General features: G+C 71.8%; 12 protein-coding genes. 2 read left to right on the top strand and 10 right to left on the bottom strand.

The annotated features are described in order from the left end of the window. The first annotated feature begins 4 nt into the window (after nt 1-4). Together KV106_RS32735 and KV106_RS32730 are read left to right on the top strand one after the other, a co-directional pair. The gene (locus KV106_RS32735; protein ID WP_261215560.1) at nt 5-2,728 is read left to right on the top strand and encodes a fimbria/pilus outer membrane usher protein; all 2,724 of its coding nucleotides are present in this window, start codon (nt 5-7) and stop codon (nt 2,726-2,728) included. Beyond that, nucleotides 2,725-3,768 (top strand): fimbrial protein, encoded by a 1,044-nt coding sequence (locus KV106_RS32730; RefSeq protein ID WP_057596175.1) that lies wholly within the window; start codon nt 2,725-2,727, stop codon nt 3,766-3,768. Before KV106_RS32735 ends, KV106_RS32730 begins: the two co-directional genes overlap by 4 nt. Nucleotides 3,769-3,848: 80 nt before the next feature. On the opposite strand, the gene KV106_RS32725 is transcribed toward KV106_RS32730, so the two are convergent. From KV106_RS32725 to KV106_RS32680, 10 genes are all read right to left on the bottom strand, one after another. Continuing rightward, complete coding sequence (locus tag KV106_RS32725) at nt 3,849-4,172, bottom strand: hypothetical protein (RefSeq protein ID WP_261215558.1); 324 nt, start codon at nt 4,170-4,172, stop codon at nt 3,849-3,851. Nucleotides 4,173-4,287: 115 nt separating this feature from the next. Next, a complete protein-coding gene (locus KV106_RS32720; RefSeq protein WP_261215557.1) occupies nt 4,288-5,442 on the bottom strand; it encodes an SLC13 family permease in 1,155 nt (384 codons plus the stop codon). Beyond that, complete coding sequence (locus KV106_RS32715) at nt 5,439-6,686, bottom strand: MFS transporter (protein WP_261215556.1); 1,248 nt, start codon at nt 6,684-6,686, stop codon at nt 5,439-5,441. The genes KV106_RS32720 and KV106_RS32715 overlap by 4 nt, the downstream gene beginning before the upstream one ends. A 17-nt stretch (nt 6,687-6,703) precedes the next feature. Then, on the bottom strand, nt 6,704-7,441 hold the full coding sequence (locus KV106_RS32710; protein ID WP_261215548.1) for a hypothetical protein: 738 nt from the start codon (nt 7,439-7,441) through the stop codon (nt 6,704-6,706). A 147-nt stretch (nt 7,442-7,588) separates the two neighbouring features. Further along, nucleotides 7,589-8,947, bottom strand: a complete 1,359-nt coding sequence (locus tag KV106_RS32705; RefSeq protein WP_261215546.1) for a sigma-54-dependent transcriptional regulator — start codon at nt 8,945-8,947, stop codon at nt 7,589-7,591. Beyond that, the gene (locus tag KV106_RS32700) at nt 8,932-10,392 is read right to left on the bottom strand and encodes a sensor histidine kinase (protein ID WP_057593990.1); all 1,461 of its coding nucleotides are present in this window, start codon (nt 10,390-10,392) and stop codon (nt 8,932-8,934) included. The genes KV106_RS32705 and KV106_RS32700 overlap by 16 nt, the downstream gene beginning before the upstream one ends. Nucleotides 10,393-10,429: 37 nt before the next feature. Further along, a complete protein-coding gene (locus tag KV106_RS32695) occupies nt 10,430-11,962 on the bottom strand; it encodes a class I adenylate-forming enzyme family protein (RefSeq protein ID WP_261215616.1) in 1,533 nt (510 codons plus the stop codon). Nucleotides 11,963-12,138: 176 nt separating this feature from the next. Continuing rightward, nucleotides 12,139-13,122: a lipoyl synthase gene (gene lipA, locus KV106_RS32690; RefSeq protein ID WP_057593988.1), complete on the bottom strand. Its 984-nt coding sequence runs from the start codon at nt 13,120-13,122 to the stop codon at nt 12,139-12,141. Nucleotides 13,123-13,133: 11 nt separating this feature from the next. After that, entirely contained in the window at nt 13,134-13,829 is a 696-nt protein-coding gene (lipB, locus tag KV106_RS32685) for a lipoyl(octanoyl) transferase LipB (protein ID WP_057593987.1), read from the bottom strand. Further along, on the bottom strand, nt 13,826-15,058 hold the full coding sequence (locus tag KV106_RS32680) for an MBL fold metallo-hydrolase (RefSeq protein WP_261215535.1): 1,233 nt from the start codon (nt 15,056-15,058) through the stop codon (nt 13,826-13,828). The genes lipB and KV106_RS32680 overlap by 4 nt, the downstream gene beginning before the upstream one ends. Nucleotides 15,059-15,069 lie beyond the last annotated feature (11 nt).

Genomic DNA, 15,069 nt, shown 5'->3' with positions numbered 1-15,069 from the left:
AGCCATGCGCCGCCGCGTGCCCACCTTCCCCGCGCTGCGTCGCGCGCCGGTCGCCGCCGCGCTGCTCGCGGGACTCGGCATGCATGGCGTCCATGCCACGCCCGCGCCGCAGAAGCAGCAGCTCGCGGCCTCGAGCTTCAACGAGGAATTCCTCGGCATCGGCGGCGACCAGCCGAATGCCGACCTCTCGCTGTTCTCGTTCGGCAACCGCGTGCTCGCGGGCAAGTACACCGTCGACGTCTCGCTCAACGAGCGCGGCGTGGGCCAGAGCGAGGTCCGCTTCGAGGACAGGGAAGGCACGAACGACGCGGTGGCCTGCCTCACGCGCGGCCTGCTCGAGGGCTGGGGCGTGAACGTCGCCGTGTTCCCCGCGATCGCCGGCGCCGCCGACGAGGCCTGTATCGACCTCGCCAGCGCCATTCCCGAATCGAAGCTCAGCTACGACGCCGGCCGCCAGCGTCTGTTCCTGAGCATTCCGCAGGCCGCGCTCAAGCGCAGCGCGCGCGGCGCCGTGGGTCCCGAGAAGTGGGACAAGGGCATCACCGCCTTCATGCTGGACTACCAGCTCAACTACTCGCGCTTCAGCGGCAGCAACTACCGCAACGACAGCCTGCTGGCCAACCCGCAGCTCAACGTCTTCGACGCGGCCGACCCGTTCAACCGCAACCGCAACACGCTCCAGCGCAACACCTTCTTCGCGGGCGTGCGCGCGGGCTTCAACATGGGCGACTGGCGCTTTCGCCACTACTCGACCTACAACCGCGGTCTCGACGGCAAGAGCCGCTGGCAGGGCGTCACCAGCTACGCGCAGCGCGACCTGGCCTCGATCAACGGCCAACTGCTGATCGGCGACGGCAACACGCCCGGCAACTTCTTCGACAGCCTGCCGTTCCGCGGCGTGCAGGTGTCCTCCGACGACGCCATGCTGCCCGACAGCCTGCAGGGCTACGCGCCCACGATCCGCGGCATCGCCCAGACCAATGCGCGCGTCACCGTGCGGCAGAACGGCTACGTGGTCTACAGCACCTTCGTGGCGCCCGGGCCGTTCGTGCTCGACGACCTCTATCCCACCGCCTCGAGCGGCGACCTCGAGGTGACGATCACCGAGGCCGACGGCCGCCAGACCAGGTACACCCAGGCCTTCTCGGCCGTGCCGACCCTGCTGCGCGAGGGCACCTGGCGCTACTCGGCCACCGTGGGCAAGTACCGCAACGGCTACGACAACGTGAACACCAACCCGCTGCTGCCGAGCCAGGCGCCGGCCGAGCCGGTGTTCCTGCAAGCGACCCTGGCGCGCGGCCTGCCCGACGAGTACTCGGTGTATGGCGGCCTGATCGCCGCGCGCAAGTACCAGTCGGGCCTGGTGGGCGTGGGCAAGAACATGCGCGCCTTCGGCGCGGTTTCGTTCGACCTCTCGGCCGCGCGCACCGTCGACCGTTTCGACAAGACCTATAACGGCCAGTCGCTGCGCTTCCTCTATTCGAAGGCCTTCGTCGACTCGGGCACCAACTTCCGCGTGGCCGGCTATCGCTACTCGACCAGCGGCTACCGCACCTTCCAGGAGGCGGCGCAGATGCAGGGCCTGCTGCTGCCCGACAACTTCAACAGCCGCCGCAACGAGCTGCGCTTCGAACTCTCGCAGCAGATCGGCAGCTGGGGCTCGGTGTTCGCCTCGGCGCGCCAGCAGACCTACTGGGGCACGCCTGCCAAGGACCGGCTGGTGCAGATCGGCTACTCGGGCAACTACAAGCAGTTCGGCTACAGCGTCTTCTACAACTACAGCACCAACAACGGCGGCATCAACACCTTCGGCTCCGGCACGGCGCGCCCGGTCAACCGGCAGCTCATGGTGATGATCAGCATCCCGCTGGGCGACACGCGCGCCAGCGCGCAATACACGGTCACTCGCGACAGCGACGGGCGCCTCAGTCAGCAGGCCAGCGTCTACGGCAGCGCCTTCGAGGACAGCCGGCTCAACTACAACGTCACCGCGGGCCACTCGAACATCGACAGCCAGGGCTCGAGCGGCAGCGCCAGCGCGAGCTACCTGTCGCCCGTGGGCCGCTTCGACCTCGGCCATTCGCAGGGCAAGGGCTATGGCCAGACCACCTTCGGCATGTCGGGCGGCCTGCTCGCGCATGGCGGTGGCGTCACCTTGTCGCAGCCGCTGGGCGAGACCGTCGCGCTGGTGCAGGCGCCCAAGGCCGGCGGCGTGGGCTTCGAGTCGCAGCCGGGCGTGGCGACCGACAGCGCGGGCAACGCCGTCATCCCGAACCTGAGCCCGTACCGGCTCAACCGCCTCGCGCTGCGCACCGGCGACCTCGGCGACACCGTCGAGGTGAAGAACGCGGCGATGGAAGTGGTGCCCACGCGCGGCGCCGTGGTGGTCGCGAAGTTCGAGACCTCGGTGGGTTTCCGCCTGCTGATGACGCTGAGCGACGCGAAGGGCCGGGCCTTGCCGCTGGGTTCGAAGATCGAGAACGAGGCGGGCCAGGAGGTCGGCATCGTCGGCCCCGACGGCCAGGCCTTCGTGACCGGCGCGGGACAGAGCGGCAATCTCACGGTGCGCTGGGGCCAGGGCGCGAGCGACCAGTGCACGGTGGCCTACAGCCTGCCCGAGGAGGCCAATCCGCCGCCGATCCGCGAGCTCGCGGGGCAGTGCGCCGCCAGTTCGCAGGACAGCGCGGCGCTGTTCAAGCCGCAGGCAATGAAGAAAGAGGCGAAATGACCCGCAGCAATCCGTCGGGCGCGATGAAGGCGTTCTTCTCTTCCCCGTTGCGTCGCGGCGCTTCGCTGATCGCGGGGCTCGTGCTGCTGGTGGCCGCGCAGGAAGCGAGTGCCTATTGCCAGCTCAACACCGCCAATGGCTACGTCGTGAAAGACATCAACATGGTGGTGGGGCGCATCGTGGTGGACCCTACCTGGCCCGTGGGTTACCTGATCAAGGAGGCCCGTTTCCCCATCTACGAGGCGGGCAAGAACAACACCCCCTTCGACTGCTCCACCGGGTCCGGCACGCTGCGTGGCGAGATCAACCGTGCATCGGTCGGTGCCGAGTGGTCCGGCAAGGAGAAGGTGTTCGCCACCAGCGTGCCGGGGATCGGCATCCGGCTGCTTCGACGAGGTATCGGCAATTCCCCCGACACCTACTACCCCCACACGCTGTCCGGCGTCTTCGGCGCGTTTGCCACGAATGCCGACTTCGTGGTCGAGCTCTACAAGATCGCTCCCGTCACCGGCAGCGGTCCGCTGGTCAGCGGGATCTACACCACCTACTCCGGCGACCGTGGCGGCTCGGCGGTGACCACGCGCGTGGTCGGCGACGCCATCACCATCGTCACGCCGACCTGCAGCGTGGACACCGGCTCGAAGAACATTCCCGTGCTGTTCGGCAAGGTGCCGCAAAGCGACTTCAAGGGCCGCGGCACCACCACGGCCGAGCGCAACTTCAACATCAGGCTCAACTGCAACGCGGGCGTGGGCACGCAGAACACCGTCTACCTGCGCATGGACGCCACGCCCGACCCGGCCGGCGACGCGGGCGTGCTGCGCATCACCCAGGGCGGTACGAGCACCGCGACCGGGGTGGGCATCCAGGTCATCGACGGCAAGAAGGTGCCCGTGAAGTACGGCGACGACGCGCTGGTGGGGCCGTCGAAGGATGGCGAATACCTGCTGCCCTATACCGCGCGCTACTTCCAGACCGGCAATGCCGTGACGCCGGGACAAGCCAACGGCATCGCGACCTTCACGCTGGACTACAAGTAACTGGGCAAGGCGATCCGCAAGATGGATGCGCCGGGCCCGGTGAGCACCCGGGCCGGCGAGCGGCCGTCGCCGCTTCGTGCTCAGCCCAGGTCCGGCCGCATCGGAATGTCGCCCATCGCGTCATCCTCGCGCAGCCCGCGCGCGGCCTTCAGCAGCTCGATCGACAGTCCGTCGCCGTGGCCCGCGAAGCCCTGCGCGATGCCCTCCAGCGCGGTCGAGAGTCCGAGTTCCCCGTCGGCGCGCGCGTCCATGCTGATGTTGAGCACGCGCGCCGCCATCTGGCGGTAGGTGACGGCGCCCGCGCCCTCGAGCGCCGCGACCAGGTCGAGGTACAGCGCGAGGTTCATGTCGAACACGAGCTTGGGGGTGATCTCGAAATCCTCGTTGTTGTTCTTCTTGTCCATGCGATGACTCCTTTCTTCGGGAGTCACCACTCTAGCCACAAAAAGCGCGCGCGCCCGTCGGACACGGGCGATGTTGTGCCGCGTGCACGCATCCGGGGCCGCGCCCGCGCCGCGGTCATCCCAGCCGCAGCAGCAGCGCCGAGGCCGCGCACACCAGCAGGAAGGGCACGCTCAGGCGGTGGAACTCGCGCAGCCCGTGGGGCAGCTTCGCGAGCCGCAGCGCGATCAGGTTGGCGAGCGAGCCCAGCACGCAGCCGAAGCCGCCCACGCTCACGCCGGCGGCCAGCGCCGGCAGGTCGTGCACGTAGCGGTCGAGCAGGATGGTGGCCGGCACGTTGCTGATGAATTGCGAGCTCACGATCGCCGCCAGGTAGGCGCGCCAGCCTTCGGCGATCGGCCATTGCGTCATCAGCGCGGCGATGAAGGGCAGCTCGGCGAGCTGGCGCAGGTCGACGAACATCAGCGCGATGATCGCGAGCAGCGCCCAGTCGACGTCGCGCAGCACGCGGCGCTGGAACAGCAGGTAGGCACCGAACACCACCGCCAGGCCCGCGGCCAGCCAGTGCCGGTCGAGCGCGATCACGAAGCCCACGAACAGCAGGCCCGACAGCGCCAGCAGCCGCGGCTGCACCGGCGCGCTGTCGGCCGCCGGCTTGAGCGCGATCGCGGTGCGCGGCACCAGCAGCCAGACGGCGGCGAACAGCCAGAACAGCATCACGCCCACCGTGGGCGTCATCATCCCCATGAAGCCCGCGAAGCTCTCGCCGCTGCGGTGCCACAGGTAGAGGTTCTGCGGATTGCCGATCGGCGTGAGCGCCGAGCCCGCGTTGACCGCCAGCGCTTCCAGCACCACCAGCCGTGCCAGCGGCAGGTGCGCCTGGGTGGCGAGCACGCGCGTGAGCGGCACCAGCAGGAACAGGCTGACGTCGTTGGTGACCAGCGCCGACAGCACGGCGGCGCTGGCCACGAGCAGCAGCGCGAGCCGGCGCAGGTCGGTGGTGCGCGCCAGCAGGCGCTGCGCGGCCGACTGCAGCACGCCGCTCTTCTCCACGCCCTGCGTGATCGCGAGCAGGCCCGCGAGCGCGCCCACGGTCTGCCAGTCGATCAGCTTGAGCCAGTCGAGCGGCGCGCGCGGCCGCAGGAAGGCGAACAGCACGGCCACCGCCACCAGCACCCAGAGCAGGCCGTTGCCGCCGCCCTCGTGGGGCGAGCTGGTGTCCGTGGCGGCGGTGGCGGGGGGCAGGGCGGACGCGGCGGTGTCTTTGGTCATGGAGCGGCGGTGATCGGGGCGCGGGCGGCGGGAGCGTGCGCGGCACGCACCTGCCGCCCCCGAGTTTCGGGCATGGCGAGCGCGAACAGCGCGAGCGCGGCGGCGGCGATGGCCGCGAGCACGACGAAGGCGGTGCCGTAGCCGGCCGCGTGCGCGATGCTGCCCGCCAGCAGGTTGCTGAGCGCGGCACCCAGCCCGACGCAGGCCGCGCCCAGGCCGAGCGCGAAGTTGAAGTGGCCGCTGCCGCGCGTGAGGTCGCCGATCATCAGGGTCAGCATCACGCCGAAGATGCCCGCGCCGATGCCGTCGAGCACCTGCAGCGCGAGCAGCGTGGCGGGACTGTCGGCCAGCAGGTAGAGCAGCCCGCGCACCGGCAGCACCGCGAAGCCGACCAGGAACACCGGCTTGCGCGCGAGCCGTGGTGCCCAGCGCCCGACCGCCATCGCGATCGGGATGGTCACCAGCTGCGTGACGATCACGCCGGCCGACAGCCACAGCGTGGCCGCGGCGCCGGTGCGCGAGCCGACCTTCTGCGCCACCAGCGTCAGCATCGCGGCATTGGCCAGGTGGAACAGGAAGGCGCAGGCCAGCAGCACGACGAGGCGGCGATCGTGCCAGCGGACGGTGCCGCTCGCGGCATCGGGCGGCGCGTCGGCGCCGCGCGCCAGCCGCGGGTCGACGTCGCGGTCGCGGATCAGCAGCGCCGCCGCGATGGTCGGCAGCGCCATCGCCACCGCGTAGAAAAACATCGCGCGCGGCCCGAAGGCATGGCCGACCCAGCCGGTGCCCAGCGCCCACAGCACCGTGCCGGCCGCGGTGATCGCGGCATTGCGGCCGATGCGCGCATCGAGGCCGGCGCGGCCCACCATGCCGAGGCTGGTGGCCGCGATGGCGGGCGCGACCAGCGTGCCCGCGGCGCCGATCAGCGACTGGCCCGCGAGGATCACGCCATAGGTCGGCCAGCGCGCCATCGCCACCAGGCACAGCGCGATCAGCGCGATGGCGCCCGCGATCCAGCGCGGCTTGCGGCGCACGCTGTCGATCAGCGCGCCGGCCGGCGCCTGCACCGCCAGCCCGACCAGCGCCGAGACGAACATCACGCTGCCGATGCGCTGCGGATCCCAGGCCAGCGTGCCGGCCATGAAGACCACCAGGAAGGGGCCGACGCCGCCCTGGATGTCGGGTGCGAAGAAGGCCAGCGCATCGAGGGCGCGCAGGCTGCGGCGGGCGGGCGTGGTCGTCATGGCGGGCGAGCCGAGGATCAGGAAGCCGGGCCGCGCGGGGCAGGGCGCGGACCGGGCCCCATGCCCGGGCCCGGACGTGGACCGCGCAGCACCTCGGCGACCGTGTCCGCCGTCGGGCCCAGGCCGGTGGCCTCGAGCGCCGTGCCCTGCGCGCCGCGCGTGCCCCAGCCGCGCGCATGGAGCTCGGCGCCCGGCCGCAGCTGGTCGCGGTACATCGCGCCCACGTGCGGCGGGAAGCGCACGATGGTCTGGTCGGCCAGCAGCACGCCGTTCACATCGCCGCGGTCGGTGTAGAGCAGGCGGTCGATGCGGCCCTGCGCGCTCAGCGCGTCGAGCGCGCCCGGTTCGCGCGGCGGCCGCGGCGGCGCCATGCCGGGCGCGGGCGGGGTGTCGGCCAGGCTGCGGCCGTTGGCCTCGAGCGAGCGCATGCGCAGCACCGGCACGCCGGGCGCGCGCCAGCCGCCGACCTGCACCGTGTCGCCGGGCCGCAGCAGCTGCATCGCGTCGGCCGACAGGTGCGGCGGGAACGCGACCTGGGTGCCGTCGGCCAGCAGCAGGCCGTCGGCCTCGCCGCCGGGGTTGAGCAGGAAGCGCTGCACGCGGCCTGTGACGACCGTGCCGGCCTCGGGCGCGGCGGCCGCGGCGGCGGGGCCCGGCGGCAGCGGGGCGCCGGGCGGCGGGGGGGGCAACTGGGCGAAGGCCGAGCCGCCCGCGAGCAGGAAGGCGGCGGCGATGAAGGGGGGGCGGACTGTCATGGGAGGCTCCTTGCGGGTGGATGTCCTCAAGACATCTCACGCAACGTGCCAGCACCGAAACCTTTTGAAATCAACGACTTGCGATCGCTGCCGCGGCCGCATCCGGATGATCCGGGGACAGCGGTCGTCCGCTTTCCGGACACCGCGTCATTCGAGGCCGTACTGCGTCAGCTTGCGATAGAGCAGTTGGCGGTGGATGCCGAGCCGGCGCGCGGCCTCGGCCCGGTTGCCTTGCGCCTGCGCGAGCGCATGCGCGATCAGCAGCCGCTCCAGCCTTTCGACGGCCACCGGCAGTTCGGCCTCGAGCCAGTCCGCGGGCAGCGCCGGCGCGGCATCGGTGGCCGGCGCGGCACCCAGCGCGGCGGCCAGGTCGGCCTCGCCGATCACGCGGTGCCGCACCAGCGCCTGGCAGCGCTCCATCGCATTGCGCAGCTCGCGCACGTTGCCGGGCCAGGGATGGCCGAGCAGGCGGCGGGCGGCCTCGGCCGACAGCGACTTCGGCGGCTCGGTCGCATCGCGCGGGACCGCGCGGCGCAGGAAGTGCTCGGCCAGCGGGATGATGTCGGCCAGCCGCTCGCGCAGCGGCGGCAGGCGGATCGACAGCACGTCGAGCCGGTACAGCAGGTCCTCGCGGAAGCGCCCCTCGCGCACGGCCGCGCGCAGGTCGCGGTGGGTCGCGGCGACCACGCGCACGTCGACCTTCACCGTGCGGTGCCCGCCCAGCGGCGTCACTTCGCCCTCCTGCAGCGCGCGCAGCATCTTGGCCTGCACGTCGAGCGCCATGTCGCCGATCTCGTCGAGCAGCAGCACGCCGCCGTCGGCCGCGCGAAAGCACCCGGGCCGCTCGCCGGTGGCGCCCGTGAAGGCGCCGCGCACATGGCCGAACAGCTCGCTCTCGAGCAGCTCCTTCGGGATGGCCGAGCAGTTGATGGCCACGAAGGGCCCGCCGGCGCGCGCCGAATGGCGGTGCAGCGCGCGCGCCACCATCTCCTTGCCGGTGCCCGTCTCGCCGAGCACCAGCACCGGCATCGCGCTGGCGGCGGCCAGGCCGATGCGCTTGTGCACCTCGCGCATGGCTTCGCTCGGCCCGATCAGTTCGGCGTCGTCCGCGTCGTCGGGTGCGGCCGAGGGCGCGGTCGCCGTGCGCTGCTGCAGCGCGCGCTCGAGCACCTCGCGCACCGCCTCGCGGCCGATCGGCTTGGCCAGGTGGTCGAAGGCACCCAGGCGCATCGCCTCGATGGTGTTGCCCGCGCTCGCGAACGCGGTCAGCACGATCACCGGCGGCAGCCGGCCCGCGCGGGCGCGCAGCGCCGAGAGCGTCTGCAGACCGTCCATGCCGGGCATGCGGTGGTCGAGGAACACGGCGTCGAAGCGCGTGCGCGCGAGCGCATCGAGGGCCTCGGCGCCGCCGGCCACGGCCGTCACGCCATGGCCCAGGCCCTCGAGGGTTTCGGCCAGCGTGTCGCGGAAAGCGTCGTCGTCGTCGACGATCAGGAGGTGCGCCATGGAAGCTCCAGTTCGAAGCGGGTGCCCGGCGCCAGCGGCAGGTGGCGCAGCTCGCCGCCATGCGCCAGCGCCACCTCGCGCGCCAGCGCCAGGCCCAGGCCGGTGCCGTCGGCGCGACCGGTGGCGAAGGGCTCGAACAGGCTGGCCTGCAGCGACTCGGGCACGCCCGCGCCGTCGTCGTCGACGCGCAGCGCCAGCGTGCGCGCATCGGGTTGCACCGCCGCGAGCACGACCTCGCCGCCGCGCGGCGCATGGCGCACGGCGTTGTCGAGCAGGTTGTCGATGGCGCGCGCCAGGTGCACGGGGTCGAACACGGCGCTGTCGGGCGCCTCGTGCCGCAGTACGAGCCGCACGCCCGCGGCCTCGGCCTTCGGCGCCACGGCCGCCAGCCGCTCCTCGAGCCAGCGCGCGAGCGGCACCGGCACCGGGGCCAGCGTCACGGGCTGCACCAGCGCCAGCAGGCTCTGCACCAGTCCGTCGAGCCGGTCGATCTGGCCGACGATGGCCTGCAGCGCCGGGCCCTGCCGTTCGGGCGAGGCGGCCAGCGCGTTCTCGGCCTTCAGCCGCATGGTGGCGATGGGGTTGCGGATCTCGTGCGCGATGCCGCCCGTCATGCGGCCCAGCGCGGCCAGCCGCTGGTCGCGGCTGCGCTGCTGCGCGGCCGCGCGCAGGTGGGCGCGCGCCTCCTCGAAGCGCAGCCGGTAGCGGTTGAAGCCGTCGACGATGCGGTCGAGCTCGCGCACGCCGGTGCGCGGCAGCTCGGGCATGGCGTCGCCATCGGCGTCGGCCCGCGCCAGCCGGCTCTCGAGGCGCTGCACATGGCGCAGCCCGCGCAGCAGGATCGAGCCCAGCCACAGGCCCGAGGCCAGCACCAGCAACAGCAGCACGCCGAGCCCGGTGCGCAGGCTGTCCTGGGCCGCGAGCGCGCCGCCGTTGGTGCGCGTCATGGTCCAGGCGGCGAGGTCGTCGGCCGGCGCTGGCAGCGGGCAGGCCGAGACGATCAGCGCCTCGCGGCTGCCGCGCACCACGTCGGTCTGCGGCTGGCGGGTGCGCGCCGCGAGCTGCGCCAGCTGGGCGATCAGCGGCTGCTCGGCCGCGGGCACGTCGCGCTTGACGCCGCTGCCCTCGTAGGTCGGATAGGCGTAGGCCAGTGGGCCGTCGACCGCATGCCAGACGCCGCCCTCGACATGCGGCGCCTCGATCAGCACCAGTTGCAGCAGCACGCGCAGCAGGTCGAGTTCGGGCCGCGGCGGGGCGGGCGTGGCGATCGACCTGGCGTAGCGCGCCGCGATCGCGCGGCAGGACTGCTCGGTGGCGGCGCGTCCGGCCGCCACCTGGGCGCCCGCGCTGCTGCGGTAGAGCGTGAACATCACGACCGCGAGCGCGGCGCACATGCCGAGCAGCAGCACCCAGAAGAAGACCAGTTGACCGCGCAGGGATTTCATCTGCCGCGATCCTGCCCGGTCTTCGGGTCGCGGCGCGTCAGCCGCGGACGCGTTCTCGCAGCTCGCGCTTGAGCACCTTGCCGATCGCGCTGCGCGGCAGTTCGTCGATCAGTTCCAGGCCCGCGAGCCGCTGCGTCTTGCCGAGCTGGGCATTGGCCCACTGCAGCAGCGCGTCGCCGGGGGTGGCATCGCCCTCGCGCCGCACCACGAAGGCCACCGGCGTCTCGCCCCATTGCTCGGAGGGCACGCCGACCACCGCCACGTCGGCCACGGCCGCATGGCCGCGCAGCACCGCCTCGAGGTCGCTCGGGTAGATGTTGAAGCCGCCGCTGATGATCATGTCCTTCTTGCGGTCGAACAGCGTGAGGAAGCCGTCGGCGTCGAAGCGGCCCACGTCGCCGGTGCGGATGAAGCGCTTGCCCGTCGCGTCGAACCACTCGGCCTCGCGCGTCTTCTCGGGCTGGCGGTGGTAGCCGGTCATCATGCCGGCCGAGTGGCCGACCACCTCGCCGGCCACCTCGGTGTCGCCCGCCGGCAGCTCGCGGCCTTCCTCGTCGATCAGCCGGATGTCGCTGCCCGGTGCCGGCTGGCCCACGGTGTGCAGCTTGGTCGGATGCAGGTGGGCCTCGAGGATGCAGGTGCCGCCGCCCTCGGTCATGCCGTAGAACTCGATCAGCCCGCCGGGCCAGCGCGCGAGCACGTCGGCCTTGAGCGCGGCATTGAAGGGCGCGCTGGTGCTGAACTTGAAGCGGTAGGCCGAGAGGTCGTGCGCGTCGAAGCGCGGATGCGCCATCAGCCGCTGGTACTGCACCGGCACCAGCATGGTGTGGGTCACGCGGTGCCGTTCGGCCAGCTGCAGGTAGCCGAGCGCGTCGAACTTGGGCATCAGCACCACGCAGCCGCCGAAGGCCAGCGTGGGGAAGAACACGACCAGCGTGGTGTTGGAGTAGAGCGGCGTCGACAGCAGCGTGACGGTGTGGCTGTCGTACTCGTACTTGGCACCGCGCTGCACATGGGCCCAGCGCATGCCGTGGCCCTGCACGATGCCCTTGGGTTCGCCCGTGGTGCCCGAGGAATAGATGATGTTGAAGGCCGTGCCGGGCTGCACGTCGGCGGGCTCGGGCGTGGCGCCCTCGGGCGCGATCCAGTCGGCCAGCGAGCGGCCGATGGCCGAGCCGTCGAGCGCCACGCGCGCGATGCCGCCGGGCTGCGCCGGGCCGATCACCTCGGCCGCGCCCGCGTCGGCGAAGAGGATGCGCGCATCGGCGTCCGAGATCATGCGCGCCAGGCTGGCCGGCGTGGAACCCGGGGCCAGCGGCGCCACCGCCACGCCCGCGCGCAGCGCGCCCAGGAACACGGCCGCGTAGTTCACCGACGAGGCGGCGCAGACCGCGATTGCGTCGCCGGCGCGCAGGCCGTCGCGCTGCAAGCTGGCGGCGATGCGGTCCATCAGCGCGTCGAGCGCGCGGTAGTCGAGTTGCTGCGCGGCATCGGCGAGCGCGGGCCGCTCGGGGGTGTTGTGCGCGTGGAAGCGGATCAGGTCGGCGATCACGCCGAAGTCGCGTTCCATCAGGGCCTGAAAGGAAGCGTCGGAAGAAGCGGAAGCGGGTTGCTGCAAGGTCGGTCCTCGGTCGTTGCCGGTCGTGCAGGATAGCGAAGATGCCCCGCGCCCGGTGAGCCCGAGGCGACGGGCCGCGCCATGAAAAAAGCGGCCCGGAGGCCGCTCGTTGCAGGGGCTCGCTCGGCTCAGACGCCGGCCGCGTGCGCCTGCTGGTCCGCGTGGTAGCTCGAGCGCACCATCGCGCCCACGGCCGCGTGCGAGAAGCCCATCTTGTAGGCCTCTTCCTCGAACATCTTGAAGGTGTCGGGATGCACGTAGCGGCGCACCGGCAGGTGCGAGCCCGACGGCGACAGGTACTGGCCGATGGTCAGCATGTCGATGTCGTGGGCGCGCATGTCGCGCATGACCTGCAGGATCTCCTCGTCGGTCTCGCCGAGGCCGACCATGATGCCGCTCTTGGTCGGCACGTCGGGGTGCAGCGCCTTGAACTTCTTCAGCAGGTTGAGGCTGAACTGGTAGTCGCTGCCCGGGCGCGCTTCCTTGTACAGGCGCGGCGCGGTCTCGAGGTTGTGGTTCATCACGTCGGGCGGCGCGGCCTTGAGGATCTCGAGCGCGCGGTCGTCGCGGCCGCGGAAGTCGGGCACCAGGATCTCGATCTGCGTCATCGGCGAGAGCTCGCGGATGTTCCTGATGCAGTCGACGAAGTGCTGGCTGCCGCCGTCGCGCAGGTCGTCGCGGTCGACGCTGGTGATCACCACGTACTTCAGGCGCAGCTTGGCGATGGTCTTCGCGAGGTTGAGCGGCTCGTCCTTGTCGAGCGGATCGGGGCGGCCATGGCCCACGTCGCAGAAGGGGCAGCGCCGCGTGCACTTGTCGCCCATGATCATGAAGGTGGCGGTGCCGTTGCCGAAGCATTCGCCGATGTTGGGGCACGAAGCCTCTTCGCAGACCGTGTGCAGGTTGCTCTCGCGCAGGATCTGCTTGATCTCGTAGAAGCGCGTGGTGGGGCTGCCGGCCTTGACGCGGATCCACTCGGGCTTCTTGAGCACCTCGCCCTGCTGGATCACCTTGACGGGGATGCGCGAGAGCTTGGCCGCGGCCTTCTGCTTGGCCAGCGGGTTGTAGGTTTCGGCGCTCTGGGCGTCGCGGACGACTTCGGTGGTGCTCATTGGAGTTCTCGTCAAGGCGCCAGGAAAGTACCGAGCTTGCGGCCCAGCACGGCGGCGGCTTCTTCCCATGTGGATTGGACGCCGATTGTAGAAAGGTCGACCGTTTGCAGCCCGGCGTAGCCGCAAGGGTTGATTCGCGAGAAGGGTTCGAGGTCCATCGCGACGTTGAGCGCCACGCCGTGGTAGGTGGCGTGGCGGCTGACCTTGATGCCCAGCGCGGCGATCTTGCCGAGGCCGCGGAACGGGTCGTGCTCGGGCCGCGGGCCGGTGAGGGCGGCGTGCGAGAACGGGTCGTCCAGGCGCACGTAGATGCCGGGCGCGCCCGCCACGCGGTGGCCGGTGACGCCGAAATGCGACAGCGTGCGCAGCACCGCCTCCTCGAGCCGGTAGACGTATTCCTTGACGAAGTAGCCCGCGCGGCGCAGGTCGATCAGCGGATAGGCCACCACCTGGCCCGGGCCGTGGAAGGTGACCTGGCCGCCGCGGTCGGTCTGCACCACGGGGATCTCGCCGGGGTTGAGGATGTGGTCCTGGCGGCCCGCGATGCCCTGCGTGAAGACCGGCGCGTGCTCGCAAATCCATAGCGCATCGGGCGTGTCGGGCGTGCGTTCCAGCGTGAACTGCTTCATCGCGGCGAAGGTGGCGGCGTAGTCGACACGGCCTTGCCGGTCGAGGGCGATGGGGGGCGCTGCGGTGTCGGTGCTCATCGTGGGGGCTGCCGCTCGGGCAGGGTACGGGTCTCGCCGATGGCGAGCGTGAAGAAGTCGTCGGCGGCCACGCCCTGGGCCTGGCGCGCGGCGGCGAGGTCGCGCGGCGGCTGGTCGAGCGCCTCGTCGGTCAGCGCGAAGGTGCCCCAGTGCACGCCCAGGCTGCGCCTGGCGCCGAGTTCGCGGTGGATGCGCACGCTCTCCTCGGGATTCACGTGCTGGTCCTTCATGAACCAGCGCGGCTCGTAGGCGCCCACGGGCAGCAGCGCGAGGTCGAAGCCGCCGCCCTGGCTCGGGCCCTGGCGCGGCGCGAAGCGGGCCTGGATGTCGGCGAAGTCGCGCGAGTAGCCGGTGTCGCCCGAATAGAAGAGCTGCAGCTTCGGCGACAGCACGGCGAAGCCGCCCCACAGCGTCTTCAGGCGGTCGCCGAGGCCGCGCGCGCTCCAGTGCTGGGCGGGCGTGAGGAAGACCTGGGTGGCGTCCGTCGCAGCCGCGAGGCCCGCGCCGTTGCGCTGGATGCGCACCTGCGAAGCCCGCGGCGGGGCGCTGCCGGCGCCCGTGCCGGCCGGCAGCTCGAGGCTGTCCCACCAGTCGAGCTCGACCGCGTTGGCGATGCCGCGCTCGGCCAGCCAGGGCGCGATGCCCAGCGGCACCACGAACAGCGGCGATCCGCCGGCCTGCGCCGCGAGCGCCTTCACGCTGGCCTCGTCGAGGTGGTCGTAGTGGTTGTGGCTGATCAGCACCAGGTCGATGCGCGGCAGCTCGGCCAACGCCAGGCCCGGCGGCTGGAAGCGCTTCGGGCCCGCGAAGGACACCGGCGAGGCGCGTTCGCCGAACACCGGATCGGTCAGCACATGGAGGCCGCCGGCCGCGGTCGGCAGCTGCACCAGCACGCTGGCATGGCCGATGAAGGTGGCGGTGGGGCGCATCGGCTGCGCCGTGGCGTTGGCGCGCAGCAGCGCGAGGTCGGGCTTCACCACCGGCGGCGGCGCCTCGGGCGCCTTCGGCAGGCCCTTGAACCACGACGGGATCTGCCAGCGCACCAGCACGTCGATGAAGAAGTTCTTGGGCTGGAACTCGACGTAGTTGTCCTGGAAGCCGTCGGGCCGGTGGTGCGGGCGGCTCGCGTCGTAGTAGGGATTGGGGGCGGTGGAGCAGGCCACCGCCAGGCCGCCCGCGCACAGCGCGGCCGCGAGGTGCCGCCAGCGTGTCAGCGCGGAACGCGGCATCGCTCGCCCGT

It is taken from the genome of Variovorax endophyticus (assembly GCF_025376855.1).
Lineage (GTDB): Bacteria > Pseudomonadota > Gammaproteobacteria > Burkholderiales > Burkholderiaceae_C > Variovorax.
The sequence above is the reverse complement of the archived record's forward strand: the minus strand, read 5'-3'. Positions and strand labels throughout refer to the sequence as shown.

Coding starts and splice junctions, on each gene's coding strand:
- KV106_RS32735 (WP_261215560.1), top strand. CDS start 5: ATGCGCCGCCGCGTGCCCACCTTCCCCGCGCTGCGTCGCGCGCCGGTC.
- KV106_RS32730 (WP_057596175.1), top strand. CDS start 2,725: ATGACCCGCAGCAATCCGTCGGGCGCGATGAAGGCGTTCTTCTCTTCC.
- KV106_RS32725 (WP_261215558.1), bottom strand. CDS start 4,172: ATGGACAAGAAGAACAACAACGAGGATTTCGAGATCACCCCCAAGCTC.
- KV106_RS32720 (WP_261215557.1), bottom strand. CDS start 5,442: ATGACCAAAGACACCGCCGCGTCCGCCCTGCCCCCCGCCACCGCCGCC.
- KV106_RS32715 (WP_261215556.1), bottom strand. CDS start 6,686: ATGACGACCACGCCCGCCCGCCGCAGCCTGCGCGCCCTCGATGCGCTG.
- KV106_RS32710 (WP_261215548.1), bottom strand. CDS start 7,441: ATGACAGTCCGCCCCCCCTTCATCGCCGCCGCCTTCCTGCTCGCGGGC.
- KV106_RS32705 (WP_261215546.1), bottom strand. CDS start 8,947: ATGGCGCACCTCCTGATCGTCGACGACGACGACGCTTTCCGCGACACG.
- KV106_RS32700 (WP_057593990.1), bottom strand. CDS start 10,392: ATGAAATCCCTGCGCGGTCAACTGGTCTTCTTCTGGGTGCTGCTGCTC.
- KV106_RS32695 (WP_261215616.1), bottom strand. CDS start 11,962: ATGGAACGCGACTTCGGCGTGATCGCCGACCTGATCCGCTTCCACGCG.
- lipA (WP_057593988.1), bottom strand. CDS start 13,122: ATGAGCACCACCGAAGTCGTCCGCGACGCCCAGAGCGCCGAAACCTAC.
- lipB (WP_057593987.1), bottom strand. CDS start 13,829: ATGAGCACCGACACCGCAGCGCCCCCCATCGCCCTCGACCGGCAAGGC.
- KV106_RS32680 (WP_261215535.1), bottom strand. CDS start 15,058: ATGCCGCGTTCCGCGCTGACACGCTGGCGGCACCTCGCGGCCGCGCTG.